The organism is Paraglaciecola sp. QJM3NY_14 (assembly GCF_056173245.1).
Genome location: NZ_CM149664.1, coordinates 804,519 through 830,403 on the forward strand (window position 1 = coordinate 804,519; position 25,885 = coordinate 830,403).

Here is a 25,885-nt window from a genome sequence, read left to right on the forward strand (position 1 = left end):
GGCGTAAATGAGTGATGAAAAAGTAACCGAAATGCCATCGCTGCGTCAGAAGATTGGCTTTGTTGCTGTGATGCTCGGTATGTTTATGGCGATTTTAGATATTCAGATTGTCGCCAGCTCTTTGAATGAAATTCAAGCAGGGGTGTCTGCCACACCTGATGAAATTTCTTGGGTGCAAACGGCCTATCTCATCGCCGAAATAATTATGATCCCGCTGTCAGGCATGTTAACCCGTTGGTTATCAACGCATCTTACCTTCGTGATTTCCTGTGTGGCATTTACTATCGCCAGTGTCGGCTGCGCCCTTGCGCAAACTATTGACCAATTAATTATTATGCGCGCCATTCAAGGCTTTGTGGGCGGGGCGATGATCCCCATAGCCTATGCCATTAGCTTCAAGTTATTCCCGCTTAGGGTCATGGGAGCAGTGCAAGCGGTGATCGGCATGATAGCGACAACCGCTCCTTCAATTGGCCCTACTTTAGGCGGTTACATCACTCAGCACGCAAGCTGGCATTGGTTATTTTTAATGAATGTGGTGCCGGGAATATTGGCCAGCGCGGGTGTGTGGTTTTACTTACGTATCGATAAACCAGATTTTTCATTGTTCAAAAAAATCGATTTTTTAGGCCTTCTTTATTTGGCGTTATTCTTAGGCCCGCTTGAATACATACTCGAAGAAGGCCCTGGGGATGAGTGGTTCGATAGCACGCTGATCTTAATGCTCAGTGCGGTATGCGCAATGGGCGCGATAGGTTTTTTCTGGCGGGCTTTTCGCGTGACGCTGCCCATCGTTGACTTGCGCGTGTTTGGCGACCGTAACTTCGCATTAGGTGCTTCATTAGGCTTTATTATCGGAATTGCTCTGTACGGCATGGTGTATCTAATGCCGTTGTTTTTAGGCACGGTGCGGGGGTTTAACAGTTTTCAAATTGGCCAGCTGATGTTTGTGACAGGGGCGTCAATGTTCTTTAGTGCCCCCATAATTGGTCGGCTATCTGACAAAGTTGATGCGCGTTATATGTTAGCGGTTGGCTTAGTAATGGTGGGCACGGGCTCTGTGATGAATGCCAACCTTACGGATCAAGCAGATTTTAACCAGTTTATGTGGCCGCAAATGGTGCGCGGGGTGGGCCTATTGATGTGTTTATTAACGGCCTCGCGTATTGCCATGGGCACCTTGCCAAACAGTGAGATCAGTAACGCAGCGGGTCTATTCAACGTGTTGCGTAATTTAGGCGGTGCAGTGGGCCTAGCCTTTATGGATACTATACGTGATATTCGCGTGGACTATCATTGGGCGCAGCTTATTCCGGCTATCGATACCAACCGCGCTGTGGTACTCGAAGAGCTTACTAAAGCTCAGTTAGCTGTCGCTGGCGCGTCGAGCGATCCTGCCGCTGCAGCGATTAAGCAAATTGCGGATAGAGTCATGGTGCAAGCGCAAGTACTGGCCTTTAATGATCTATTTCTATGGATTGGCGCTATGTATGCCTGTGCCTTGCCGTTGATGTTTTTTATTCGTAAGGCCAAGAACGAAGATACTGGCTCAGCGCATTGATTAATTGATGAATGCGGCCTACGCAAGGCGGCCTACGCAAGGCGGCCTTCGCAAGGCGCCCTTCGTAGGGCGGTTTCGATAAAGCCACAACAGTGAAAGTTGTAGGCTGTTTATCGGTTCTACTTATCAAGAGCGTCACATTCCCGTGAGCGTGTTGTTGTAGCATTAAAGGGTGGTTATGAAATCTATTTTATCTGCGTTGATCCTCAGCGTATCGTTTATCTCTTTTCATGTAACAGCGGATGAAACCATACTGGCTGGTGGCTGTTTTTGGTGTATGGAATCCGATTTCGAAAAATTACAGGGGGTGAGCGATGTGGTTTCTGGTTTTACTGGCGGAACTGTGCGTAACCCAACGTATAACGGAAATCACAAAGGCCATTATGAAGCGGTGAAAATTACCTACGACGCTGAGGTTGTGAGTTATCAACAAATTTTAGACCATTATTGGGTGAACATTGACCCCTTTGATGCTCGCGGACAATTTTGTGATAAAGGCCATAGTTATTTAAGTGCTATTTTCGTGGCCAATGAGCAGGAACGCGCCATTGCCCAGAGTACCAAGCAAGCAGTTGAGGCTCAATTTCCTGAGCAAACAGTGGTAACCCCCATTCTCGACGCGAAGCGTTTTTACCCGATTAAAGGTAATGAAATCGGCCATCAAGACTTCTACAAAAAGAGTCCAGTACGCTACAAACTATATCGCTGGAATTGCGGCCGTGACCAACGCCTAGAGGAAATCTGGGGCGATAAAGCGAGCCATTAATTGCAATGAGGTGGCAATCAAAAAAGGCGTAACCCGAGTAGTCGGATTACGCCTTGTTTAATCATAGTGGCGCGACTTTGACGGTCATCGTGTTAAGACAATTTATTCTTAAAGTCTTCGTACTCAAATTTACGTACCAGCTCAAATTCGCCGTTTTTACGTAAAATACCAATAGATGGGTGTTCTACTCCATTGAAAAACGTCGTTTTGACCATGGTGTAGTGGATCATGTCTTCAAAAATAATCCGTTCGCCAATTTGTAGCTCGTGATCAAAACTATATAAATCAATCGCATCACCGGTTAAACATGAGTTACCGCCAAAACGATAGGTAAAGGCTTTTTCATTTGCCTTACCTGCACCGCGTACATCTGGGCGATAGGGCATTTCAAGTACGTCTGGCATGTGCGCTGTGGCTGACATATCGACGATCGCGATCTTGTCGCGGTTTTCAACGATATCAATGACTTCACACACCAAGGGACCCGTTTGCCACGCTACCGCTGAGCCAGGCTCAAGTATTACGTTCAGATGAGGGTGACGCGCTTTGAAGGCTTTTAGCGTGGCAATAAGGTGCTCCACGTCATAACCGTCTTTGGTCATCAAATGACCGCCACCAAAATTAATCCATTTAATTTGCTCAAAGTATTGGCCAAATTTTTCTTCCACCGCGAGTATAGTGCGCTCGGTGGCGAACGAGTCACACTCGCAAAGGTTATGGATGTGAAATCCTTCAAGACCGCTTAAATCAGCGCCTTTCAAGTCTTTAGCCAGAAGACCGAAACGGGAGCCAGGCGCACTTGGATCATACAATTCTGTATCGGCTTCTCTGTGCTCCGCGTTCAAGCGAATACCGGGAGACACGTTCGACTGTAAAATCTGTGCTTTATAGCGGTTCCACTGGCCAAAACTGTTAAATGAAATATGGTCGACCAAATCCACTAACTGATCGATATCAGCAGGTTTAAAAGCGGGTGAAAAAGCATGCACTTGCTTGCCTATTTCTTCTTTACCTAAACGAGCTTCCCATACTGCACTGGCGGTTGAGCCTTGCAGATACTGCTTTACCAAATCAAAAGTGGACCACATCGAAAAGCCTTTTAACGCCAAAATAATCTCGACGCCACTTTCTTGTTGTACTCGTTGCATTAACTGCAAATTGGCTTCGAGTTTGGCTTCTTCACACACATAGCAAGGTGAAGGGATATCAGGGTTTAACATTGGATCAGTCACGGGGGTCTCCGCTAAATAAGTAAAGGGCCAAATAAATGGCCCTAAAATGCTGATGATTGGTGCTATGACTTCTTTGCTGAATACGACTTACTTGCCAAATGGGCTTTCGTCACATTCCATTACGTGCCAAGGCAGGCCGTGCTGGTTTAGCATGTCCATGAACGGGTCTGGGTCAAACTGCTCCATGTTCCACACGCCGGGCTTCTTCCATTTACCGCTTAGCATCAAGGATGCACCGATCATGGCGGGTACGCCTGTGGTGTATGACACAGCTTGTGCCCCCACTTCTGCGAAACACGCTGCGTGATCACAGTTATTGTAAATAAAGATAGTTTTCTCTTTGCCATCCTTCATACCGGTAATGTAAGTACCGATACACGTCATGCCTGTGTAACCGTCAGCGAGTGAGCCCGGGTTCGGTAACACTGCTTTTAAGAACTCAAGGGGCACAATTTGCTGCCCTTGGAAGTCAATTGGCTCGATACTGGTCATGCCGATGCCTTCAAGCACTTTAAGGTGTGTAAGGTACGCGTCACCAAAGGTCATCCAGAAGCGAGCACGTTTTAGCGTAGGAAAGTGCTTAACGATAGACTCAAGTTCTTCATGAAACATTAGGTAAGACGCGCGCACACCAATGTTTTGATAGTCTAAATCTTCACGTACGCTCAGAGGATCCGTTTCTTTCCATTCACCATTTTCGAAGAAACGACCGCGCTGAGTGATTTCACGAATATTGATTTCTGGATTGAAGTTCGTTGCAAACGCTTGACCGTGATCGCCACCGTTACAATCAACGATATCTAAGTAGTGAATTTCATCAAAATAATGCTTAGCGGCATACGCCGTATAAACGTTAGTTACGCCCGGATCGAAGCCACTACCGAGTAACGCGGTTAAGCCTGCTTTTTCGAATTTTTCTTGATACGCCCACTGCCAAGAGTATTCAAATTTAGCCACATCTTTTGGCTCATAGTTTGCGGTATCTAGGTAATGAACGCCGGTTTCTAAACACGCGTCCATGATGGCTAAATCTTGATATGGCAACGCAAGGTTGATAACCAAGTCAGGCTTAACCTGATTAATCACTTTTACTACTTCGCTTGCGTGATCCGCGTCAACGGCAAATACACCTTTCACGCGGTCAATACCCACTTCTTGCTGTAAGGCTTCGCATTTAGAAACCGTACGACTAGCAAGATAAATTTCATCAAATAGCTCAGGTAAACGAGCACATTTTTTAATAGTGACAGCAGCCACGCCGCCAGCGCCGATAATCAGAACACGAGACATAGGGAGACCCTTATAAATAACAACATGCAATAAAACGCGAATGCTAACACCTAATCATGGGATGTAAACAAAGTGCCGTTAAAAAAAATGACTTGTCTTTATCTAAGCATATTAAGTCTGTTACAGTAAAATGTAAATGAGAATTAATCGTATTAACAGATTGTAGCGATTGATTTGTTTCATTGGCCTAAATTTTAGGCGGGGAATAATATTTGTTTATCAACTTTTTATGTTTACACCGACTAACTGAACGAATTACTGACGGGAACTTTTATGAAAACAATCACCTTTGCTATTACTCACTTTACCGTTGCGTTCAGCGTAGCGTATCTTCTTACGGGTAGTTTTATCGTAGGTGGGCTTATTGCGTTAGTAGAGCCTGCGGTAAACACGGTGGCATATATGATCCACGAGCGTATTTGGGAGAATAAACGGCTTCGCAGTCAGCGCAGTGGGAAGGTGGCAAAGAAGTCTTCTACACCAGTGACTATTTCACACTTCGGGCACACACACCAATTAGGCTAGTATTTGCTGGGCAATTAGACAGCTTAGCGCGATGGGAAGATCAAAAAAGCGCCTTACCCGGACAAGAATAAGACGCTTTCGTTTGAAGAGCTTTACATCGCTCGGTACTGCTATTTTTATTATAGTTATTATTGTTCCCTGTATTAGATGATCTGGACATCTAATACACTTAAGCCTTTGCAACACATAGGCCAACTTTTAAAGTTCTTATAATTCATGCAGTTACAGATTTTTCAATGGAAAGCCGCGATAAAAAGGTGCCATAACAGTGGTATACTTTAGTGCAATAAGCACCAAATTAGTGAGCAATTTCAAACGTTTACAATATATTAACAGGTCGCGGGTGTACTGAAGCTTTGCTTAATTTGACCGGTAAGCTCATTAAGTGCGATACGCACTTGGGCAACGCGAGATTCAATATCACCACTGACTTTCACGAATGGAATTGCGTGGTTGATTAAATATTGATTCAGAAACTGTTGGAACTCACTTCGGTTGGCGTCTCCAGAGCGCTCCCACGTATCATCATAGGGAATATCGTTATCACAAAGTACTACCAAGTCGTAACGTTGCCAGCTGTCTTCGGCGAGTTTGGTCAGTTCAGGCAGAGCAGTTGTGTGGTAGTGGCAGGCAAAGTGCCAGGTCGTAAACGCATTGGTGTCACAGAATAAATAGCCTTTGGCTTTTTGTTCGGCGTCATCTTCCCATTGGTTTTGCACTTGGGCGATATGCAATAATTGCTCAGGCGTAAGACGCCTATCGACCTGATGTTCGATCCAATACTCTCGGCCATATTCCGCTACAGAAATTGAATTGAATTGTTCAGCGAGAGTTTCACTGAGCGTTGATTTACCTGTAGAAGGCGCCCCTAAAAAAACAATTTTTTTGATCATGGAGATACTGTACTCGTCATATCACTTTGCTGTTTTCAGGGAAGCCCAAATTAACTCAGTGCTTTGTCTAAATGTGTGGAATGCTTTTCACTATTATGGCGACGGAATTCTTTTATCCAAGTGTATTGGCCAATACAGGCCATTATCAAGAAGCTGAAATACAAGGCGGACGTAGGATACAAGCCTTTTTGCCAATATAGTGAGATGGAAACAATATCGACAATGATCCACACCACCCAGTTAAACAGTTTGCGGTGAGTCAGCAACCACTGAGCAATTAAGCTCGCGCAGGTGGTAAAAGCGTCAACATAAGGGAAGCTGGCATCGGTATAACTAGACATAGCTAAGCCTAATATTGCAGCGCTTGCTAAGGCTAATCCACCAAACCCAGCATATTCTTTCGCACTGCCTTTGACCGGGGATATATGCCCTTGCTGATCTTGATGGTTGCTCCACATATACCAGCCATAAATCTGGAAGCCGATGTAAATAATGTGCAAACCCATATCGGAATACAGTTTTACATCGAAAAATATCCAGCTATAAATACTGACTTGAACAAAACCAAAAACAAAGCTCCAGCGACTGCGCTTTATCAACAGAAATACGCAAAGAAAACCGGCCAAGGTGGCTACCCATTCAATGATGGACGCTCCAGCAAAACCCTGTATCCATTCTAACCAGCTCATGGTGCTAATACCTGTATGTCACCCATAAATGAATTTCCCTTGCCGCCATTACCGCCAATAATATACAAGCTATTACCCATCGAGGTGATGCTAGTATATAGGGCGCTTTGATAATTGAATGGTGCTACTTGCCAGCGTGAGGTGTCACGTTTTAAAAAGTAGCTGTTGTTGGTTTCATCTTCATTGCTAAATACCCATAGTGCGTTGTTTAGCCACGTTGCACTGTGGGCGCTGACTGGATGTGGCAGGGCAGTTATGTTTTGCCATGTATTGCTCGCCACTGTGTATCGCTCGACATTGGCTAGGCTATCTGTGTTTTGTTCGCCCCCTACAACATAAATATCTTGGTTATCGGTTACCACGGCTGTAGATTTTGCGCTTGGCATATTGGCCATCTTTTGCCATTCTTGCTGCTGGATGTGATAGCGCCAAACAGACGCGCTTGGAGTGAGTTGATAACCGTTTTCTGCTTGGTAAGAAGAACCACCGAGTACGTACAGGTAACCGTCAAGATAAACGGCTTTATTGTCTCTCAAAGGTTCAGGGATATCCCCTAAGGTACGTGTTTCAAGGGTACGGGTGTCGAACACTTCAATGCGTTGCTCTACGCGTACCTTGTCTTCTTGATGACTCACGCCACCAAGCAAATATATCGAATGCCGCCCATCGAAAACTGCCGAAAAGTAGCCCCTTGGTAGCACGCGATTTTCAAGTACAGCGACTTCGCCGGTGGTAGGGTTGATAATTTCAACATCACTTAAATAGCCTTGCTTACCATACCCTGCAAACACATAAATATATCTGCCGTCTGTTGCAGAAGCATGGGCAAAACGCGGTGACTTCAAGTGTAACGTTGGGGCGGAGCTCTCTTTGTCGGGTGTATCAGAGTGTTCAATCATTAGCTCAGATTGCGAAGAGGTTCTAAGTACGGTCTGCATAGAGGGGTTAAGGTGACCACTGGCCTCAGCTCGTTCTACTTCTGTCTCTAGTTTGGTCTGTGCACTGGGTGATGCATCGGGGGAATGCTGAAAGACGCACCCGGTTATAAGAACAGGCAAACTTAATAACAATAAAAATCGAATGTTAAACAACATACTCGCCATATAGTGTGGTTGGACTGATTATGGGCGGGAATATACCATCTGAAAGTGAGAATGTATCCATTCGCCAGCAGATGATGTACGCAAGTATTAGCCTCTAGCGCCTTGTAGTCCACCTGTATGCAATAGCAAAATTTTGCTGCCGGGTGTAAACGCCTTTTTAGCCATAAGTTCTTTTACCGCCCAAAAAAGCTTGCCGCTATACACAGGCTCAATAGGAATGCTCAGTGTCTCATTGAACGACTGGCAAAATTGATGCAGTTCAGGTGTAGCCTTCGCGTAGCCATTAAAATGAAACTGGTGGTTAATGTGCCAATCAGCGATAGGTTCAGGTGTGTTAGCTTGCGATGGCAACATAGCCCTGGATGACAGTAACTCACTCACCAACTCTTCGAGATACCCCTCACCTTTGAGCACAGCGATTCCGATGATTTTGGTGTGTAATGGCATAGGTTGACTCATCACACCATGAATAAGTCCGGCTAATGTCCCCCCGCTGCCAACAGGCGTTAACAAGTAGTCATAACGTTGAGTGAGCTCACGAATAATGTCCGCCACGCCAGCGAGAGCGAACTCAGAAGAGCCGCCTTCTGGGATAAACATAGCATTAGGATATTGCTGAGCTAATGAGGCCAAGTAAGTTTCGTTATTGCGCAGTTGATATGTCTTACGATCAGCAAATTGCACGTCAGCTTGCCATGCCACTAAATCTTGTAGCATAGGTGTCGGATTATTATGAAAGTGACCACGTACTATCGCTGTTAGCTTTATATCTAGGCTATTGCAAGCATAACCCAGTGCATGTAGATGATTCGAATGCGCACCGCCGAAGCTGACGATGTGCCGAACCCCAGTGCCAACAGCTCGCTCAAGTGTGTAACGTAATTTACGCCATTTATTCCCTGATACTATGGGGTGAATTAGATCGTCGCGTTTTACCCATAATTGTACTTCATCAGCATGCTCCCAATCCGGGAATATCTGTTGCGCAGGGGAGGGGAGAGAAATATCCTGAAGAATAGGCGTTACGTTTAAGGTGTCGTTCACGAGGGGCCCACAGCTAATATAAATGCCACAGTGTAACCCTAATCGTCAGGACTGAATAATACAGCTCTGTTTCTACCTGTCGCTTTAGCGCGATATAACGCAGAGTCAGCCTGTTCAATTAATTCATTCGACTTTTGATGGGGGCTAGGAACAAGCGTCGCGATGCCAATACTCACCGTGATAGGTATTTCGCTATCTTGATAGACAAATTTATGCTGTTGAATCGACTGCATAATGGCATCAGCCATTTTTTTGCTCTGCTGTGGATTGCAACCAGACAGCAAAATAGCGAACTCTTCCCCCCCGTAGCGCACCGCAATATCAGTTGCACGGTTAATCGGTTTATTGATTGCATGAGCGAGGTGGACCAAGCAGGCGTCTCCGCCTAAATGGCCGTAGGTATCGTTGACTGATTTAAAATGATCTGCATCGATGATCAGCAAAGCGATTTCTATTTTATGCCGTGTTGCGTGGTGCCAGAGATTTTCGAAATACTGATTGAAATACCCGCGATTATAAATACTGGTTAAGGCATCTGTTTGACTAAGGGTCTCAAGCTCTCTTCGTTGGGCTTGAAGCTCAATTTCAATCTCAAAAGAGCGTTTGTATTCCTTGTTCGACCTTATGCCAATCCCAGAAATGTAGAGCAAAAACACCAGCATCATACCCGCTAAAGGAAGAAACCCGTCGGTTAAAAATCCGGTTATCATCACTGGCATCATCAACAACGACAAATTCACAAACGCAAACCTGAGTCTTGGACTAAGGGCAAAAAGCGCGCTGACGCTAATACCTGCGGTGGCTAGCATAGAGATGTGAATAATAGGAGTGAAGCGCTCATCAAAAATTGCCAACGTAAACACATAACCAAGTATGGCGGCTTGCAGTAGCGATAAAACGGCAAAAATCGCAAACCAAAGACGGGAAGAAAATTCGTATAAGGGTTGTGAGAAGAAGTAGTGAATGAGTCTTAGGGCACTGATAAAAAACATGCAACCTGATAGCACATAAGCCAGCTTGGTTTGAGCTTCTAAAAAATGTAACGGCCAAAAAATGACCGGTAGTATAAATGCGTAAACAATGACGCCCATCAGGGAGCGTCTCAGTAGATCGAAGTCAATACGTTTTTGAATACTTGAAGTGCGAATAACTACTCACCCTAGAATGTTGCCAATATTTAACGTGTTTTACGTTAGCATAAAACCAATCAGCCCGAGCGCGAACCCGAACACACCCCCCATAGGAGGAAACCAATGTTTATCGAGTTTCGCTTGTGGGGCAATATCCTGGAAAATCGAATATAAAATACCGCCTGATGCAAAAAGCATAATCGCAGACACATAATCAGGGTAGTCAGCCAGCCAAAAATAACCACTTAAACCCGCCGCGGGACCAAATAAAGCTAGCGCGCTAAAAATGACTAAAAGCCGATTGGCGCTGAATTTATCCCCTTCGCGCATTTCTCTAAACGCATTGAAACCCTCTGGCAAATTTTGTAGGGCGATAAGCACAGCAAGAAGAACCGCATTGCTTTTACCCGTGGCGAAGGCTGCTCCTAAGGCAATTGACTCAGGTATGAAATCGGCCAACATAGCCGCAAGCTGACTGGCAGGGGTATCAATCTTGACCAGTAAAATATCGATAGCCATAAAGCTCAAGCTGCCAGCAATAAAAAACACCAAGCTGGTGGTAAGGCTTAAGTTAGCAATCCCTTCTGGTACGAGCACCAAAGCCACAGCAGAAAGCAGCGCGCCACCGCCAAAGGCAATCACTAAATGACGAAATTCTTCTTCAAACCACTGGGATTGAAAATGTTCGATACGCGCTATCACAGCGCCAACAGGCATTGCTAAACCTGCGATTAACGTAAAAATAATGACTAACCAAACATTATCCATAGATTACCTTTAGTTGCGCATAAAATGATGAAACGTTATATCACGAAAATGCGCTTTCAGAATATGCGTTATTCTATAAAAATCAAAGTATTAAGATTACTACAAACGAGTGATTTTGGGTCACTAACGGACACACCAAACAGCGAAATCCACTTTTTCTGGGAATGTTTCCAGATCTAAACATGGCTAGGGAAATCGGTAAATTGCGTGATAAGGTCGTTTGGTCTGATATTTATTAATAAGCAATACATTATGACCATTATACTTCTGTGTTTACTCATAGCGGTTTTGATGCCAATTCTTGCCAAAGCTCCTTTGGCGATAGCGATGAATAAAGAGCAAGACGGCTACGACAACCGCTATCCACGTGATCAGCAAAAGCAACTCGCGGGGTTTGGAGCGAGGGCGGCAGCAGCGCACGCAAATTGCTTTGAAGCGCTGATTCTATTTGTACCGGGTGCGCTGGCTGTGGTTGCAACGCAATCTGCTGGTCATTTGGCCCAATACAGTGCGATTGTGTTCATTGCAGCTCGTTTCGGCTACTTATGTGCCTATTGGTTCAATGTGCATGTTTTGCGTAGCATTTTATGGGCAATTGGCTATATTGCGTCATTGTTTCTTATTTGGTTAGCCATTCCATAACTGGTTAGAGAATTAACGTGGATACGACAGATACCAACACCTTCATCATTGCTACTTCGCCCGTTACAGAGGCTACTTTACCCGTCGCCGACGCTGTAGCAACTAAAAACACTGTAGTACTAGAAACGACGGGTCAGTCATTAGTGCAGACGGCGCAACATTACCTAGAGGTAGCCCATCAGCATCTCTTTATGGCCGATACCTACATACAACTTGGCTTAATTGCTGGTATCTATTTATTAGCATATTGGTTTGGTAGTAAATTACGAAAGGCGTCTAAATTCGTCGATAACCAGCCTGATTCAAAAGACCACCCCATACGAAAAATTACCTATCGTATCGACAAAATGCTCTTTCCGCTGATTGCGATTATTCTTTTAAAGGTGGTCAGCGAGTTTAGTGCCAGCATTATAGGGGCTAACTGGATCTTAGATTTAGCCTTAACCATCGCCGTGCTGTTGTTTGTTAATTCAGTCATTAACGTGTGTGTGTCACACCCGATACTTGCCAACTTATTAAAGTGGATGATGCTGCCCTTATTGTTTCTGCATATGGTGGGATGGCTAGCGGGGATTATTGAGGTGCTGCAGGGCTTGAGCATTAACCTCGGAAATATTGAAATCTCAGCCTACGGACTGGCGCGAGTGTTAATTTTTGGCACGCTGTTGTTTTGGGTAGGCCGCGCTTCGAATAACGTGGGCCAAGACATTATACGTAAGCAAGAGTCCTTGGATATCCGCACCCGAGAAGTATTCGCTAAGCTGTTTGAAGTCGCTTTGGTGTGTGTTATTGCCTTGCTACTTCTGAATGTGATGGGCATCAACTTAACCGCACTAGCCGTGTTTGGTGGCGCAGTGGGCGTCGGTTTAGGCTTTGGTTTACAGTCTATCGCATCAAACTTCATCTCTGGCATTATCATACTCCTTGACCGCTCAGTGACCATTGGCGATTACATTGAAATGGAAGACGGACAAAAGGGCTTCGTAAGGCATTTCAAAATGCGCTATACCACCCTTGAAACCTATGATGGCAAAGACATCATGGTGCCTAATGAAAAGTTTATCTCTAGCACATTTGTTAACTGGTCTCACAAGAACCCCAAGCAGCGATACCGCGTGGACTTCTCGGTGGCTTATCAAACCGACATTCGAGCCATGGTCGAAATAATAAAAGAGGTAGTTGCTGAGCACCCGCAAGTGTTGAGCGGTGATGAATACCCCATTGAAGAGCGACCAGATTGCGAAATTGATAGCTTCGGGGATTCAGGTGTAAACGTGTTTGTAGAATTTTGGATGGAAGGCATTGATGACGGTAAAAATCGCGTCGGCGGTGATTTAATGCTGTCTATCTTTGAAACGCTACGTGAACACAACATCTCCATACCTTTCCCGCAGCGTGAAGTACGTGTTCTTAATACTGATTATACGGTAACTAATACCACCGAGAAGAATAACTAGAAGGTGCCCTACCGTTAATAAATAATGGCGGTAGAGCATGTTGTTAGGTGTAACCTGTTTAGTTCACGAAACGTTTCGCTTGGTTATAGGGGATAAAATCCGGTACATCCCCTTTTAACGATTGGGCCTGCATATGTTGCCAATATTCGGCTGTCATTATTTCTCCGTGCAAAGCCTTAAGTTCTTGCTTCAAGTGCTTCTTACCCACTATAAAGTGCTCAAACTGCTCCGGAAAAACATCTGTCGGGCCCACTGAAAGCGTGTCAATTGCGTAGGGGTCGTCAGATTTGGGTAAGGTTCTAAATTCACGCTCAGTCAAGTAGCAAATTTCGTCATAATCGTAAAATATGACGCGTCCGCCTCGGGTAATTCCAAAGTTTTTATGTAACATGTCGCCAGCAAATATATGCGCTGCGGCGATTTGTTTAATGCATAATCCCAAATCATTCAAGGCGCTGGTTATCAATGCAGGGTCGGGTTGTTGCTCTAAAAAGATGTTTAGTGGTGTCATTTTACGTTCTATGTACAAGTGCTTAATGATCACTTCTTCATCGGTAAGCTCAATGCTACTGGCGCAACAATCGAGTAATTCATCAACTAACGCTTGTTCGACTCTGTGGCGGGGTAGACGAAAATTCACGTATTCATGAGTGTCTGCCATGCGTCCCACTCGGTCAGTCATTTTGACAAGTTTATAGCAGTCTTTCACATGTTGACGGGTAATTTTTTTACTTTCAGGAAACTCATCTTTAATGATTTTAAACACCACGCCGTAGGACGGTAAGTGAAATACCGCCATAACCAACCCGCGTATCCCTGGGGCAATGGAAAATTGGTCATTCGACTCCTCTAGATGCGCTAAAAAGTTACGATAAAATACGGTTTTTCCGTGTTTATATAACCCAAGCGCTATGTATAGCTCGAACTTCTTTTTGTGAGGGAGTAGCTCATGGAGAAAGGCCACCACTTCTGCGGGGTGCTGGGTGTCAGCCATAAAATAGGCGCGGGCGAAACTAAACACCACACTGAGATCCTGACGCTCAGTGAGCAAGGCTTCCACCACAATTTTGTGTTTCTCAACTGAGGTTTCCGCTTCAGCAATAGACAGCGGGATCACGAAGGGCAGGGTTTCATCGGGCATGCAAATTCGCCCAATTAAGTAAGCGGATTTACTACGATAAAATACCGGTTTTAACATCTCCACCGTATGCACGCTGGCCAATTGTTCTCTATTTAAACGCGCACGCAACGCTCCATCTAGATGCTGTAAATCACGTTGCATGTCCTGAAAAGCAATATCGAAATGGTATTGACTAAAAATGTCTTCTAACATTCTGCGCACCGTGCCTGAAGTATCAAAACTGTGCACCACTAAATGGCGCTGCAACCCCGCTAAATAGCAACGTGTGGGCATAATAAACATCATCTCATCATTGATTTTTTGATGTTTGAAAATTCTGCCTAGCACCGAGTTGTAAAAGGTCTCGGCTAATTCATATTGAGGATGGTCGCTGAGTATTTTTTGATACCGTGTTTTTAGGTCAAACCAAAATTGGTTGTTTTCTTGATGGGGAAACACCTGCTGATATATTTCGCCCACTGCGTCAGCCAAAGTGCGCTCATAAATAGCAATGCGTTCTTTTACTGCCTTTTGCGTTTCTTGCCATAGGGCTTGTTCAAAACGTTGTTGGGCATCGCGTGTAATTCGTGAATGCCAGCGATAGCTTTTGTCAAAGCCGTGCAATATTAAATACGCTACTTTATTCAACACGGAAGAATGTGTGTTGTTCACCCAAAACCTACTTATGCTTTAACAATCAATGCGCTACCAATAGCAAAAAAGCCGCTAGGTTGCCATGCAAAATAGATAAAACGGCTACGACTTCACGTTTTGATGCTATTTGATTGGTGGATTTATTACCCGTTATTTAATCATTGGTTTACGCATCTTATTGTGAGAGGCTAAAGTATTACTGTGTAAAATAAAACCAAATACAGTGGGGCTAAGCTAAGCCGTGTAAAGCAAGTCTGTGTAGTAAAATCCAAGTTATTGGAAAGTCTGAAAAACGTCGCAACATCATTTGCAAGGGGGCACTTCCCATGTTGAAAAAGATCACCAGCGCATTACCACACCATTTATCGTTTCTTAAACGTATTATTCGTCTCACTCAAAACAATGAACAGTTCTGTGGTTTATCGATTTCAGGCTCTGCATCTACTAATAACTTGGACAAATACAGCGATCTGGATCTGGTATTGGCGGTGAAACCTCAACACTACGAAGCGCTAGTCAAACAGCGCGAAGCGTTAGCGGCGTCATATGGTGAATTGCTAGGGTGTTTTACCGGTGAGCATGTAGGTGAGCCTAAAGTACTGATTTGTTTGTATCAAGAGGGCGATGAACTACTGCATGTGGATTTGAAGTTCGTTCCATTGCCTGAAGTCGTGCAACGGGTGGACAATCCGATTGTACTGTGGGAAGAAGACAGTCAGTTAAGCGATATTTATCAAGGCTCACACGGGCACTACCCAATGCAAAGTCTGCAATGGTATGAAGATAGATTCTGGGTTTGGGTGCACTACGGTGCCGCCAGAATAGGGAGAGGGGAACTATTTGAAGCATTTGAGTTTGTCTCGTTTCTGCGCCAAACCGTGATAGCGCCTCTAGCGAAAAAAGCCCATGGGCTTGAACCTACCGGCGTTCGTCGTATTGAACAAAAATTGCCAGAATTGGCAAATGAGCTTAAAGGAATATTACCAAGCATGGATAAAGCGGAGCTCAAGTCCTGTTTATACGCCCTGGCTGATCTCTATGTTCATTATAGAGAGATGCTGAGCACAGATTTAGCATCTAAAGGTGTTGACTGCGAACAGGTGAACGTTAATCAAAAAGCACAGACTGCTTCGTTGGCTTATTTAGCGAATATATAACCCTCAATAGCAAGCAGTGCGCGCATTCCTTGAATATTGATGGGCGTACTGTTTTACACATCCATGCGTATTATTATCTACTCATCATATAAGCAAACGCCAATCAGGCATCTGTCCTTCTCATCCATTTTTCTGCGATTCTTAGGGTCTTCAAAAGAGCTATTCGTGCGGGCACACTGACATTTGAAATTTAGGTAGTTTCTTTCAAAAATTGAGTATATCTACTCTAGATTTTAGCGTTAATCCCCCTCTATATTTAGCAAACGGATTACGTTTTTTTTATGTTAAACGGGTTTGCAGCTAAAGCGCATTGACTCATCAAGAAACGTAATGCTAAGCCAAGCCAATCACGGAATGTGGCTAATATTAAGAGGACATCAAAATGAATAAAACCATGTTAATCGGCATTTTACTGTGCACTTTGGGTACGGTTACTTCGAATCAAAGTAACGCGAGTTTACTGGTTTCTGGGGATACTATAAATTTGTCCGGCACCACGGCTTTGCTGCAACCTGAATTGGCTGGTTCAGTTATTTATGATGAAATTTTGTATGACAGTGTTTCCCCTAGTGGAAGCGAATTTTTTGTTGTTGGTATTCAAGTGCAAAATCGTGTGGTGCGCTCAAGCCTTGATGGCAGCTTAATATTTGCCCCAAGGATTATCTCAAGTCTTAATAATACCTCTGGAAATTTTCTAATCGACAGGACGGTAATCAACGGCTTTTCTGACTATACACTGGATGTAGATTATCGAACCGATGGTGAAGGAGACCGAGGACCTAATACCGCTTCTCGTTCGCTTGACGCAGACCAGCTTACTTTTGATTTTTTGTTTCCGCTGGTGGTGTCTAATCTCAACCCAAACCCCCAACAAGACAGTTACTTCTTTTCAATAAACTCGAACGGTTCGGCGTATACCAACACAGGTACTATGAGTATTTTTGGGCGACATGTCGATTATCCAGATGAGGTTTTTGAATTAAACTACACAGGTATTGCAGTGCCTACTGAGGGCAGCGTGCAAGTGCCTGAACCCGCAATGGCCTCACTTCTATTATCGTGCTTCGCTTTCTTAGCCTTTAGAAATCAATCGAAAAAGTCTTAAGTGTGTTTAGCCTTGGTGCTATCAATTGTCGATGCTAGATAACCAAGGCTCATTTTGCACGCGAAGTATGGCTTCCATTCTATTGGCTACATTCAATTTGCTGAGAATAGATGAGACGTGATTCTCTACCGTTCGCTGGGAGCGAGACAACAAATCTGCAATTTCTTGATTACTTGACCCCGCGCTTAGATAACCTAACACTTGTTGTTCTTTCGCCGTCAACCCAGCGGGGTGTTGACGGGTCTGCTTATACGGACCGCGGCGAGCGGATGGTAAATCCTCGAGTACACCAAGTTGTTTTACTTTATCTCTTACTTTAAGCAACGTCGCTTTTGCTCCGATAGCTTCAAGCATTCGAAATGCTCGAGGCAGGGCATCTTTTGCCGAGTGTTGTTCGCAGTGCAACAAGCTGAGGGCTGCGTGATACGGCATTTCCATGTTCATCCATACTTCAGCCGCGTCTGCATATTTTTGCTGTAATTCAAGTTGATAAGGCAAGGGTAAGGGGAAGGCGGTGTTGGTTTGTATGCTAAAACCGAACCTGCTTATCCATAGCGCTAATTCAGCACTACGCCAGTGATCTAAGCAACTTGCATCGAGCTCTGTGAGCCATTGTAAATGCGTGAAAGCCACCTCTTTATTGTCATGTAGCCAAGCCGCCTCAATAGCACCGAATCTTGCGGGGATAATATATTGCAATTCGTCTGTGGCCATTGCGTTTTCTAGCGCTTGGGAGATTCGCTGATCGCAACCCGTAGCACCTAAACGCAGTTGTGAGCGTGCTAGCGCAATAAGTGCAGGTAGCTTCATGAGTAAGGTCAATTTATCTCGTCCGAGTACGCCTTGTGAAATCGTCTGGGCATCTTCTAACCGGCCTTGTTCTAAGCGTAATTGTGCTTGAATACCAATTAGGTAATAGGTCCAGGAATCGAGATCGTACGTGGTATCAAACGCGATGCCCGACGCAATGAGTTCTTCTGCCATAGCAAGTTTTTTATAACGAACGCAATAATCTGAAAAATTGGTGTACACCCGAGCTGCGTGTTCATGAAAGCCATGCTTTATCGCCAGTGCTAAGCTTTCATGTAACATCGCTTCACCGTCTTCATCTCCCCTAAATACCCTGGCAGATCCCACATTGTTTAGGGCATGAATACGAAGCTCTGGATCAGTAAATGTTTTTTCTAACTCGAGGGCGCGATTTCCCCAGACGATTGCCTCGTCCATACGATCGTTGAGCATATCCAGTTGGGCTCTAAAGGAGTAAGCCATAACGCGTTCGCTGCAAATGGGTACACTTTCTAACGTTTTAATCGATTCATTGGCGAAGTGCTCTGCTTCTGCTGCCTCACCTCTATACCAATGTAACCGAGATAAAAAACGTAAGTTTTCACCGACTTTTTGTTGTCGATTTAGTGCTCGCCATAATGTGATTGCGTGACGACGTGCTTCAATTACGCTGTCATCAATCTGCAAAGTGAGACCAGTTTCGTATGCCCAATCTTGGTAAAGCTGAGCGGCGAGTTCTGTGGGGGCGTCGTCCACGAAGCGCAGTGCAACGCGTAAATAGGCTGCAGCCTCACGGTGTGCACCATTTTTCGCTGCATTTTTACCGGCTATGGGGGCGTACTTGAGCACACGTTTAGCGTCCAAGGCGCTAGCTGAGTGATGTATCAATAAGGCTAACGTGTCATGAGTCTGAGATGCTTCTAACGCCAGTACTATTTTATTATGTAGCTGTTTTTGTTTGCTAATAGCAATAGAAGCGACGGTGCTTAGGCGAGCGAGCTCGTGGCGAAAACGGAAATTACCCACATCATCCACTGTTAGCAATTTTCGAGCGACACAAGCGATAGCGTGAGTTTCCCCCTCGATACCGCATAGTGCCAAGATGAGTGACAGCGGCACACTGTTGGGGATAAGACTAATGGTTTCGAGAAAGTGACGTATTGCTTGGGGCAATTGATTTAAACGAAAAACAATCGCTTCTTTCACTGACACAGGAATGTGATTCTTATCAGCACTATCAACCGCTAATAGCTCTGTAATGTAGAAGGGGTTGCCTGCGGTAATGTTAAGCAAGGTTGTGCTATCGTGATGACTGTCTTTCGCCAGTTGTGCAATGCCTGTTTGTGTTAAGGGCAGAATAGGAATGCGCGATGTGTGCGAAGAGGGAAGAACATCTAATACGGTTCTAAACGGATGTGTTTCGCCGACCTCATCATCTCGATAGCTAATAACCAATAAGCATTTTACAAAAGCGATTCGCCGAACCAGAAACTTAAATAAATCAAGTGTAGCGTGATCTGCCCAGTGAACATCTTCAAAAATCAGAATGACCGGCTCACTTGACGATTCAAGTGCCTGATAGAAAGCAGAATAAATACTGGTAGTAGAAGCCCCGTTTTCTAACAGTTCTAACAAGGATGTAGACAGTTCAGCGACTATGTCATGTACAGGACCGAACGGCCTTGGGGTGAGTAGGGGATCACATCCACTCCAATAAAATCTCGCTCTGGTTTGATAGCTACGGCGCATTTGTTCAAGAAATGTGGTTTTTCCTATTCCTGCTTCACCACTGATCAGTGCCACATGACCGGTACCGCTCGCGAGTTTTTTAACACACAAGCCAAATTGTGAAATAGCACTTTCTCGTTCAACCAGCATTGGCTATCAACTTAAACCTATTTCTCGAAGTGACGGTTACTTCTACCTTAATAGAGCACGGTTAGAAAATCTATTTTGCTTGAAGATGATTGCTTAGACCGTCGGGAGGTATAAGGCACGAATAGGGATGTAGTTGACAAAGTCATCCAACTGTATGAGAGTAGACTTTATCAACTAAATGCATTTTTCGATCAGCGGGTGATGATATGGCGATAATCCGCGTGATTATCAAAACGCAGACTAAAACAGGTTCGACTATTTAATGTCAGATTGGAAACAAAATTTACACAAAACCCGTTACGTAATGGACGTGTTGCTGCTGGTAAGCTTTATGATTGTTTCAGCTCCGCAGGCGACGGGTGTACCAGGACATGAGTGGTTGAGTGTGTTGTTTGTGGTGCCCTTTGCCGTGCATGTGTTGTTGCACTGGTACTGGATAAAACAAAGTGCAAAACGCTTTACTGAGCATATATCCGCCAAAGAACGCTTTAGTTTGGCGTGAAATTACCTACTGTACCTAATGATGTTGCTTGCTACTGTCAGTGGTTTTTTGGTCTCCGTGGCGCTGTTACCAACGCTTAATATTGAATTACACATTCAAGATTTTTGGTCGAAGATCCACCACGATTCAGCAACGTTGATCATGCCGATTATAGGTGTGCATCTGGCTCTACATTGGCGCTGGATAATGAATTTGACTAAGCGTATGTGCCTGAAGCGGGCGAAAGCATGAAGTACCTGCAATACCATTGGAGGTCGCGTACTTTTGTCGTTTTATTGATCTCTGTTGTGATCAGTGTGCTACTGATCTCTTTGGAGTTGACTGATTGGGCCGCACAGATAAACCAACAAGGGTATTCACATGGCGGAGAAGGTAATAAAATGCCGAACTTTTTGAGATACATTTTACCTTTTGTCAAAGAGTTGGTGTTGATTGGTGTGCCCATGTTGCTGACGTTATTGGTGCTCAAATTATCAAATATCACAAAGCGAAAGATGCAAAAATAGTGTTTGCTTAGCGAGCCAGGGTACATTTTACCCTTCCTGGTTCATCCTGAACAAGATGCTTGGCAAGCGCTGCTTTAGATATCAGTTTGTGCGCCAGCCATTTCTGTCAAAAACGTAAATGCTTGCTCTGGAGTCATATTATCGGGCGAAAACTCTGTTTGACCTAGTGCTTTTAACAATGCTGAAAACTTTGCTGAGCTGGCTGCATAGCCCATTTGCCATTGCGGGAATACGTGTTCGTTCACTTCGTTATAGCTGATAATGACGACATCGTCGTGCCGAGGATCATCAGCGATATCTAAATAAAGCTCATTGACTGTTTCTCTATCTCCCTCAAGGGCCTGAAGGAAATACTGCTGGTCGTAACAGAGCATGCCGCAAACGTCGATACTATTATTATTGTCTCTTGCCGTGCCCAAAATATCCTTTAAATCAGACAACGACATTTCTCTTGATGCACGACTGTAGTAGAGCAATCTGACTAATTTCATAAAGATTTCCTTCTTTTTCTTTAATAACAAAAATAGTGCAAAGTTGACGGCTTGCTGAATACGTTATTCAACTCTATGATTTTTATACTAGCAGATTTTTAATGGAAAGCTCCACGATGCAAATCCCGAGTATTTCACTGCCAATTTTCACCATTGGTAGTGCTGAGATTCAATTAACTGAATTGAGTGGATGGCGAGAACTTGTACATATAAATAATTTACGAGGAATGAAAAAACAGTTTCGGCATGACAAGCCTGCACTCATAGTGGCCTGTATCGCTAGCGCCGAAGATGAGCAATTGAGCGAACAAGTAACACAGTTTGTAAGACAAGGGTTAATGAATAATGATACCCGCATAATATTGCTTCATCAGCCAGAATACGATTTAGATCAGGTCAGCTGGTTGGGTACCATGCAAGTCAATGGTTGCTTACTGGCAGAGCAAAGTAAGCGAGCATTTAACCTTTCTATTCTTAATCGAGAAATTGATACCTTCATACATATTGAAAACAATCGTCGACAACACGATGCTGAAACAAACATGCTTATGTGCATAAGTCAGTTTTCACGAAGTTCGGAATCCGTAGCCGAATTGTTAAAAGTTTTCTCGTCGACGCTTTCCGCTTTATGTTACTCGTCATGTTGTTTACACATAAAAATACTTGAGCATGATAGGGGCAGCATCGAATACTGTGATATTGAAAACCCCGTTGTAATAGATGCTTTTAATCGTGCGCTACATTTACCCGTACTACCGGGTTTTTTGAATAAAACACTCGATGAAAAACAACCCCAGATCAATTTGATACCCGAAGAGATCGAACTAGCCGAAGTAGAAGAAAAACTCAGTGTCTCAATAGGCAGCTACCTAACATTTCCGATTGTTGCTTACAGTAAGGCACTTTATTTATTAATGTTTTTTGTTTCGGATGAGCAGATGGATAAAGTGTCCATGAAGCAAATTAACGTGATCAACAAAGCATCTGAACAATTGACCTTATTGTTAGAAAGACGGCAAGCAGAGCATAGTTTAAAGCGTCAGTATAAGCGTCTCAAGGAGACACTTGTTGATCTAAAAACGGCTAAACAAGCATTACAGCATAAGGAAAAGATGGCCAGTATTGGCCAAATGGCAGCGGGTATTGCGCATGAAATTAATAACCCTTTGGCCTATGTGATGACGAATTTTTCATGCATGGATGATTACCTAAAAAGTATTATGCAGCTGCAATCTCTGCAGTCAGAGTTTTTAGCATCGATCGACATAGGGCGAGATCATAAAATTACCGAGTTGAGAAATAATATCGCTAAATTCGAACAAGACGAAGGTATGGAATTTATCCTAGAGGATATCCGTAGTGTGATATCAGAATCCCATAGTGGACTTAAACGGGTGAAAGACATTATCACAGACCTAAAATCTTTCACTTATAGTCAGTCTAGTGAATTAGAAGTATGCGATTTAACCCAAGTTCTCGATGATACATTGAAAGTCTTGTCTTACGACTTAAACGGAAAAATCACAGTTGAAAAAGACCTAGTAGACCTTCCCAGTTTCATGGCTCACAATGGGTTGATGCAACAAGTCTTTACTAATTTGATTAAAAACGCAGCCCAAGCGCTGACGCAAGCACGGGTTCAAAACCCGAAGATCTGTATCAAAACGAAGCGCTGTGAAGACGTTATACAGATAAGCGTTAAAGATAATGGCCCCGGAATTCCTATCGAGGCGCAGGAGAAAATTTTTGAGCCGTTCTACACCACAAAATCGGTCGGAGAAGGCACAGGCTTGGGCTTATCTGTGACGTTTAATATCATCAAAAAATTAGCTGGCACTATCTCGATTAATAGCGAGCTGAATCAATTCACCGAATTTACGATGCTATTTCCCGTCGCCAAAGAATAAGTGTGTTTGAGCGCGTTATTTTATTATGCTAGCAAACTGTTGCTACCAGCAAATGCGCTGGATGGTGCGTCTTGCTGCTGTTGATTTTACCCTATCAACCTGATGCCACCACTGCTATGTTTACGCCTTATTTATCCGCTATCTTGTCTTCTACTAAGGTCCTTGATTCACCATCCTGAAGTTAATCACATCGGCGCAATATGAGGAGGCTTCAAGTGTAGAAAATTTACATTCTTTAGTGTAATTGTTTTTTCATTATTCCAACGAAGTGACGAGCGTGTGATGGGTAAATGCCCCACGCCCCATGTCTTTCCTGAACTTAATTTATACATGATGTAAATGGCCTTTCTTTTGCAGTTGCTCTTCGGCGGGCGTCTCATAACGCTCTGGGCGTGCTGACGCAACTTTCCCCAATTATGAAGGACTAGCGATGACTGAATCATTTAAATATGCAGGCAATAAAGGCAAAGGCGGTGAATTACACCAACCGGCCTCAGATACTCATCCCACTATGACTACAGCTCAAGGTTGCCCGGTGAGTGATGACCAAAATTCCCTTAAGGTCGGCACGCGTGGGCCGGGCTTGCTAGAGGATCAAGTATTACGAGAAAAGCTCTTTCACTTCGATCATGAGCGCATCCCTGAGCGAGTTGTACACGCCAGAGGTTATGGTGCCCATGGCTTTTTCGAAACATATGACGCACTCAATGACTTAACTTGCGCTGACATTTTTCAGCGCAAGGGCGAGAAGACACCCGTATTTGCGCGTTTTTCAACGGTAGCGGGCAACAAAGGATCGCCTGACTTGGCCCGTGACGTTCGCGGCTTTGCAGTCAAATTCTATACCCAAGAAGGCAATTGGGATTTAGTAGGTAATAATATTCCGGTGTTCTTTATTCAAGACGCTATGAAGTTTCCAGACCTTATTCATTCAGCCAAAGCCGAGCCAGACCGGGGTTTTCCTCAAGCGCAAACTGCTCATGACAACTTCTGGGATTTCATCAGCTTAACACCTGAATCTATGCACATGGCTATGTGGGCGATGTCGGACAGAGCCATACCTCGATCTTTACGCTTCATGGAAGGTTTCGGCGTGCATACGTTCAAATTCATTAACGCCAAAGGGGATGAGAAGTTTGTTAAGTTCCACTGGAAACCAAAAGGTGGTATGCAGTCGGTGGTATGGAACGAAGCGCTCAAATTAAATGGGGCTGATCCCGATTTTCATCGCCGAGACATGTGGCAAGCAATTGGACAAGGGGATTACCCAGAGTGGGAATTGGGCGTACAGGTTTTCGACCAAAAATTTGCGGACGAGTTCGAGTTTGATGTCCTTGATGCTACTAAGCTCATCCCCGAAGAACAGGTGCCGGTTAAAATGATTGGACGTATGGTGCTAGACCGCGTAGTAGATAATTTTTTTGCCGAAACTGAACAAGTCGCTTTCTGTACCCAAAATATCGTACCTGGTATGGATTTCACAGCAGATCCTCTGCTTCAAGGTCGTAACTTTTCCTACCTCGATACCCAAGTTAAACGTCTCGGCGGTCCTAACTTCACGCACATTCCTGTGAACGCGCCTAAGTGCCCTATGCGTCATTTCCAACAAGATGGCCACATGGCAATGACGAATCCTAAAGGTCGGGTCAATTATGAGCCAAATTCGTGGGATGGAGGAGAACACAACCCCAGAGCTTGCCCAGCCCACGGTTTCAAAAGTTCGTCTGAGCCAACAAGTGGTGACAAATTGCGTTATCGTTCAGAGACGTTTTCTGACCATTACAGCCAAGCTAGGCAATTCTATATGAGTCAAACCGAGGTTGAGAAAGAGCATATTCAAAGTGCCTTGATATTCGAATTGTCTAAAGTTGAGCACCTGCCCATTCGCGAACGAATGGTGTCACATTTACTCAACATCGACGAGACTCTGGCTCAAAAGGCCGCGGATGGCCTAGGTATTAAAACAATGCCTAAGCCTGCTGAGGCAGCGATGAAAACACGTCAAGACCTTCCTGTGTCTGATGCACTGAGTATATTGAAAAATTCACCCAAAACATTCAAAGGGCGCAAGCTAGGTATATTAATGAGCGATGGCGCTGATGCCGACATTTTTGCATCCATCACAACGGCGCTTGAGAAAGAAGGTGCCAATTATGAAGTGATTGCTCCGCAAGTCGGTGGGGTTACTTGTAGCAAGGGAAAACACATCGCAGCTCAACAAGTCATCGATGGCGGCCCTTCTGTGTTGTACGACGCCGTTTTGATTTTAGTGTCAAAAGAAGGAGCTGAACAACTAGCCACAATCCCAGAAGCGAAAGACTTCATTACAGACGCCTATGCCCATATGAAGTTCATAGGACATACCGCTGATGCTTCAGCATTGATTAAGGCGACAGGGTTAAATGACAAGCAAGATGATGGGTGGATAGACCTTCACAGCGTGTCAGCTTCCGAGTTTATTCAATCATTGCGAGACTTACGTTTTTGGCAGCGTTAAAAGAGCAACGTCTAGTCAAATCTTATAGATGACCTTTACTGGCGCGCCAGCAAAGGCATGAAAAAATCAAAAAAAAGGCCGGATAGTCCGGCCTTTTCTTTGCTTGTTATATGCGCCGATAATCCCACCGCATTGACACTGGCAAGCGACTTTTTAATTAAGTTTTCTACTCATCGAGG

At 44.3% G+C, this 25,885-nt stretch carries 23 protein-coding genes; 12 read left to right on the forward strand and 11 right to left on the reverse strand.

Annotated elements, in window-relative coordinates; translation table 11 throughout:
• Positions 1 to 7 precede the first annotated feature (7 nt).
• The gene (locus tag AC0VYA_RS03505) at positions 8 to 1,561 is read left to right on the forward strand and encodes a DHA2 family efflux MFS transporter permease subunit (protein ID WP_475490051.1); all 1,554 of its coding nucleotides are present in this window, start codon (positions 8 to 10) and stop codon (positions 1,559 to 1,561) included.
• Positions 1,562 to 1,739: 178 nt separating this feature from the next.
• Positions 1,740 to 2,327: a peptide-methionine (S)-S-oxide reductase MsrA gene (gene msrA / locus AC0VYA_RS03510; protein WP_475490052.1), complete on the forward strand. Its 588-nt coding sequence runs from the start codon at positions 1,740 to 1,742 to the stop codon at positions 2,325 to 2,327.
• Between the two features lie 92 nt (positions 2,328 to 2,419).
• On the opposite strand, the gene nspC is transcribed toward msrA, so the two are convergent.
• Positions 2,420 to 3,559, reverse strand: coding sequence for a carboxynorspermidine decarboxylase (gene nspC / locus AC0VYA_RS03515; protein WP_475490053.1), 1,140 nt, complete (start codon positions 3,557 to 3,559; stop codon positions 2,420 to 2,422).
• A gap of 87 nt (positions 3,560 to 3,646) precedes the next feature.
• A complete protein-coding gene (locus AC0VYA_RS03520; RefSeq protein WP_475490054.1) occupies positions 3,647 to 4,849 on the reverse strand; it encodes a saccharopine dehydrogenase family protein in 1,203 nt (400 codons plus the stop codon).
• 273 nt (positions 4,850 to 5,122) lie between these two features.
• Here AC0VYA_RS03520 and AC0VYA_RS03525 point away from each other — a divergent pair, with 273 nt between their 5' ends.
• Positions 5,123 to 5,374, forward strand: coding sequence for a DUF2061 domain-containing protein (locus AC0VYA_RS03525; protein WP_475490055.1), 252 nt, complete (start codon positions 5,123 to 5,125; stop codon positions 5,372 to 5,374).
• A 329-nt stretch (positions 5,375 to 5,703) separates the two neighbouring features.
• Here the strand turns inward: AC0VYA_RS03525 and AC0VYA_RS03530 are convergent, their stop codons facing one another.
• The 6 genes from AC0VYA_RS03530 to AC0VYA_RS03555 form a co-directional block, all read right to left on the reverse strand.
• Complete coding sequence (locus tag AC0VYA_RS03530) at positions 5,704 to 6,267, reverse strand: AAA family ATPase (protein ID WP_475490056.1); 564 nt, start codon at positions 6,265 to 6,267, stop codon at positions 5,704 to 5,706.
• 50 nt (positions 6,268 to 6,317) lie between these two features.
• Positions 6,318 to 6,956, reverse strand: a complete 639-nt coding sequence (pnuC, locus tag AC0VYA_RS03535; RefSeq protein ID WP_475490057.1) for a nicotinamide riboside transporter PnuC — start codon at positions 6,954 to 6,956, stop codon at positions 6,318 to 6,320.
• A complete protein-coding gene (locus AC0VYA_RS03540) occupies positions 6,953 to 8,050 on the reverse strand; it encodes a Kelch repeat-containing protein (RefSeq protein ID WP_475490058.1) in 1,098 nt (365 codons plus the stop codon). The genes pnuC and AC0VYA_RS03540 overlap by 4 nt, the downstream gene beginning before the upstream one ends.
• Before the next feature lie 96 nt (positions 8,051 to 8,146).
• On the reverse strand, positions 8,147 to 9,103 hold the full coding sequence (locus tag AC0VYA_RS03545) for a 1-aminocyclopropane-1-carboxylate deaminase/D-cysteine desulfhydrase (protein ID WP_475490059.1): 957 nt from the start codon (positions 9,101 to 9,103) through the stop codon (positions 8,147 to 8,149).
• Positions 9,104 to 9,141: 38 nt separating this feature from the next.
• Positions 9,142 to 10,194, reverse strand: a complete 1,053-nt coding sequence (locus tag AC0VYA_RS03550) for a GGDEF domain-containing protein (protein ID WP_475490060.1) — start codon at positions 10,192 to 10,194, stop codon at positions 9,142 to 9,144.
• Between the two features lie 96 nt (positions 10,195 to 10,290).
• Positions 10,291 to 11,001 carry a ZIP family metal transporter gene (locus tag AC0VYA_RS03555; RefSeq protein ID WP_475490061.1) on the reverse strand — a complete coding sequence of 237 codons (711 nt, stop codon included), beginning with the start codon at positions 10,999 to 11,001 and terminating at the stop codon, positions 10,291 to 10,293.
• A gap of 252 nt (positions 11,002 to 11,253) precedes the next feature.
• Here AC0VYA_RS03555 and AC0VYA_RS03560 point away from each other — a divergent pair, with 252 nt between their 5' ends.
• Positions 11,254 to 11,643 carry an MAPEG family protein gene (locus AC0VYA_RS03560; RefSeq protein WP_473478235.1) on the forward strand — a complete coding sequence of 130 codons (390 nt, stop codon included), beginning with the start codon at positions 11,254 to 11,256 and terminating at the stop codon, positions 11,641 to 11,643.
• Positions 11,644 to 11,786: 143 nt separating this feature from the next.
• Positions 11,787 to 13,100, forward strand: coding sequence for a mechanosensitive ion channel family protein (locus tag AC0VYA_RS03565; protein ID WP_157043439.1), 1,314 nt, complete (start codon positions 11,787 to 11,789; stop codon positions 13,098 to 13,100).
• A 58-nt stretch (positions 13,101 to 13,158) separates the two neighbouring features.
• On the opposite strand, the gene aceK is transcribed toward AC0VYA_RS03565, so the two are convergent.
• Complete coding sequence (aceK, locus tag AC0VYA_RS03570) at positions 13,159 to 14,892, reverse strand: bifunctional isocitrate dehydrogenase kinase/phosphatase (protein WP_475490062.1); 1,734 nt, start codon at positions 14,890 to 14,892, stop codon at positions 13,159 to 13,161.
• 308 nt (positions 14,893 to 15,200) lie between these two features.
• Between aceK and AC0VYA_RS03575 the strand changes: the two genes are divergently transcribed.
• Both AC0VYA_RS03575 and AC0VYA_RS03580 read left to right on the forward strand, forming a co-directional pair.
• Positions 15,201 to 16,031 (forward strand): aminoglycoside 6-adenylyltransferase, encoded by an 831-nt coding sequence (locus AC0VYA_RS03575; RefSeq protein WP_475490063.1) that lies wholly within the window; start codon positions 15,201 to 15,203, stop codon positions 16,029 to 16,031.
• Positions 16,032 to 16,413: 382 nt separating this feature from the next.
• On the forward strand, positions 16,414 to 17,136 hold the full coding sequence (locus AC0VYA_RS03580; RefSeq protein WP_475490064.1) for a hypothetical protein: 723 nt from the start codon (positions 16,414 to 16,416) through the stop codon (positions 17,134 to 17,136).
• A gap of 21 nt (positions 17,137 to 17,157) precedes the next feature.
• On the opposite strand, the gene AC0VYA_RS03585 is transcribed toward AC0VYA_RS03580, so the two are convergent.
• Positions 17,158 to 19,803 (reverse strand): AAA family ATPase, encoded by a 2,646-nt coding sequence (locus AC0VYA_RS03585; RefSeq protein ID WP_475490065.1) that lies wholly within the window; start codon positions 19,801 to 19,803, stop codon positions 17,158 to 17,160.
• 262 nt (positions 19,804 to 20,065) lie between these two features.
• On the opposite strand from AC0VYA_RS03585, the gene AC0VYA_RS03590 reads away from it, so the two are divergent.
• Genes AC0VYA_RS03590 through AC0VYA_RS03600 form a run of 3 tightly spaced genes read left to right on the forward strand, consistent with a single transcriptional unit; the run spans position 20,066 to position 20,811 of the window.
• Positions 20,066 to 20,305, forward strand: coding sequence for a hypothetical protein (locus tag AC0VYA_RS03590; protein WP_475490066.1), 240 nt, complete (start codon positions 20,066 to 20,068; stop codon positions 20,303 to 20,305).
• A gap of 21 nt (positions 20,306 to 20,326) precedes the next feature.
• A complete protein-coding gene (locus tag AC0VYA_RS03595; protein WP_475491027.1) occupies positions 20,327 to 20,536 on the forward strand; it encodes a DUF4405 domain-containing protein in 210 nt (69 codons plus the stop codon).
• Positions 20,533 to 20,811, forward strand: coding sequence for a hypothetical protein (locus AC0VYA_RS03600; RefSeq protein ID WP_475490067.1), 279 nt, complete (start codon positions 20,533 to 20,535; stop codon positions 20,809 to 20,811). Before AC0VYA_RS03595 ends, AC0VYA_RS03600 begins: the two co-directional genes overlap by 4 nt.
• 74 nt (positions 20,812 to 20,885) lie before the next feature.
• Here AC0VYA_RS03600 and AC0VYA_RS03605 read toward each other — a convergent pair whose 3' ends face one another.
• Entirely contained in the window at positions 20,886 to 21,302 is a 417-nt protein-coding gene (locus AC0VYA_RS03605; RefSeq protein WP_011573653.1) for a BLUF domain-containing protein, read from the reverse strand.
• Between the two features lie 101 nt (positions 21,303 to 21,403).
• Here AC0VYA_RS03605 and AC0VYA_RS03610 point away from each other — a divergent pair, with 101 nt between their 5' ends.
• Both AC0VYA_RS03610 and AC0VYA_RS03615 read left to right on the forward strand, forming a co-directional pair.
• Positions 21,404 to 23,209: a sensor histidine kinase gene (locus tag AC0VYA_RS03610; protein WP_475490068.1), complete on the forward strand. Its 1,806-nt coding sequence runs from the start codon at positions 21,404 to 21,406 to the stop codon at positions 23,207 to 23,209.
• Between the two features lie 430 nt (positions 23,210 to 23,639).
• Positions 23,640 to 25,706: a catalase gene (locus AC0VYA_RS03615; protein ID WP_475490069.1), complete on the forward strand. Its 2,067-nt coding sequence runs from the start codon at positions 23,640 to 23,642 to the stop codon at positions 25,704 to 25,706.
• Positions 25,707 to 25,885 lie beyond the last annotated feature (179 nt).

Bases quoted from the DNA above. Each gene is read 5' to 3' on its own strand.
- AC0VYA_RS03505 (WP_475490051.1), top strand. From the start codon at position 8: ATGAGTGATGAAAAAGTAACCGAAATGCCATCGCTGCGTCAGAAGATT.
- msrA (WP_475490052.1), top strand. From the start codon at position 1,740: ATGAAATCTATTTTATCTGCGTTGATCCTCAGCGTATCGTTTATCTCT.
- AC0VYA_RS03520 (WP_475490054.1), bottom strand. From the start codon at position 4,849: ATGTCTCGTGTTCTGATTATCGGCGCTGGCGGCGTGGCTGCTGTCACT.
- AC0VYA_RS03525 (WP_475490055.1), top strand. From the start codon at position 5,123: ATGAAAACAATCACCTTTGCTATTACTCACTTTACCGTTGCGTTCAGC.
- AC0VYA_RS03530 (WP_475490056.1), bottom strand. From the start codon at position 6,267: ATGATCAAAAAAATTGTTTTTTTAGGGGCGCCTTCTACAGGTAAATCA.
- pnuC (WP_475490057.1), bottom strand. From the start codon at position 6,956: ATGAGCTGGTTAGAATGGATACAGGGTTTTGCTGGAGCGTCCATCATT.
- AC0VYA_RS03540 (WP_475490058.1), bottom strand. From the start codon at position 8,050: ATGTTGTTTAACATTCGATTTTTATTGTTATTAAGTTTGCCTGTTCTT.
- AC0VYA_RS03550 (WP_475490060.1), bottom strand. From the start codon at position 10,194: ATGGGCGTCATTGTTTACGCATTTATACTACCGGTCATTTTTTGGCCG.
- AC0VYA_RS03555 (WP_475490061.1), bottom strand. From the start codon at position 11,001: ATGGATAATGTTTGGTTAGTCATTATTTTTACGTTAATCGCAGGTTTA.
- AC0VYA_RS03560 (WP_473478235.1), top strand. From the start codon at position 11,254: ATGACCATTATACTTCTGTGTTTACTCATAGCGGTTTTGATGCCAATT.
- AC0VYA_RS03575 (WP_475490063.1), top strand. From the start codon at position 15,201: ATGTTGAAAAAGATCACCAGCGCATTACCACACCATTTATCGTTTCTT.
- AC0VYA_RS03580 (WP_475490064.1), top strand. From the start codon at position 16,414: ATGAATAAAACCATGTTAATCGGCATTTTACTGTGCACTTTGGGTACG.
- AC0VYA_RS03585 (WP_475490065.1), bottom strand. From the start codon at position 19,803: ATGCTGGTTGAACGAGAAAGTGCTATTTCACAATTTGGCTTGTGTGTT.
- AC0VYA_RS03590 (WP_475490066.1), top strand. From the start codon at position 20,066: ATGTCAGATTGGAAACAAAATTTACACAAAACCCGTTACGTAATGGAC.
- AC0VYA_RS03595 (WP_475491027.1), top strand. From the start codon at position 20,327: ATGTTGCTTGCTACTGTCAGTGGTTTTTTGGTCTCCGTGGCGCTGTTA.
- AC0VYA_RS03600 (WP_475490067.1), top strand. From the start codon at position 20,533: ATGAAGTACCTGCAATACCATTGGAGGTCGCGTACTTTTGTCGTTTTA.
- AC0VYA_RS03605 (WP_011573653.1), bottom strand. From the start codon at position 21,302: ATGAAATTAGTCAGATTGCTCTACTACAGTCGTGCATCAAGAGAAATG.
- AC0VYA_RS03610 (WP_475490068.1), top strand. From the start codon at position 21,404: ATGGAAAGCTCCACGATGCAAATCCCGAGTATTTCACTGCCAATTTTC.
- AC0VYA_RS03615 (WP_475490069.1), top strand. From the start codon at position 23,640: ATGACTGAATCATTTAAATATGCAGGCAATAAAGGCAAAGGCGGTGAA.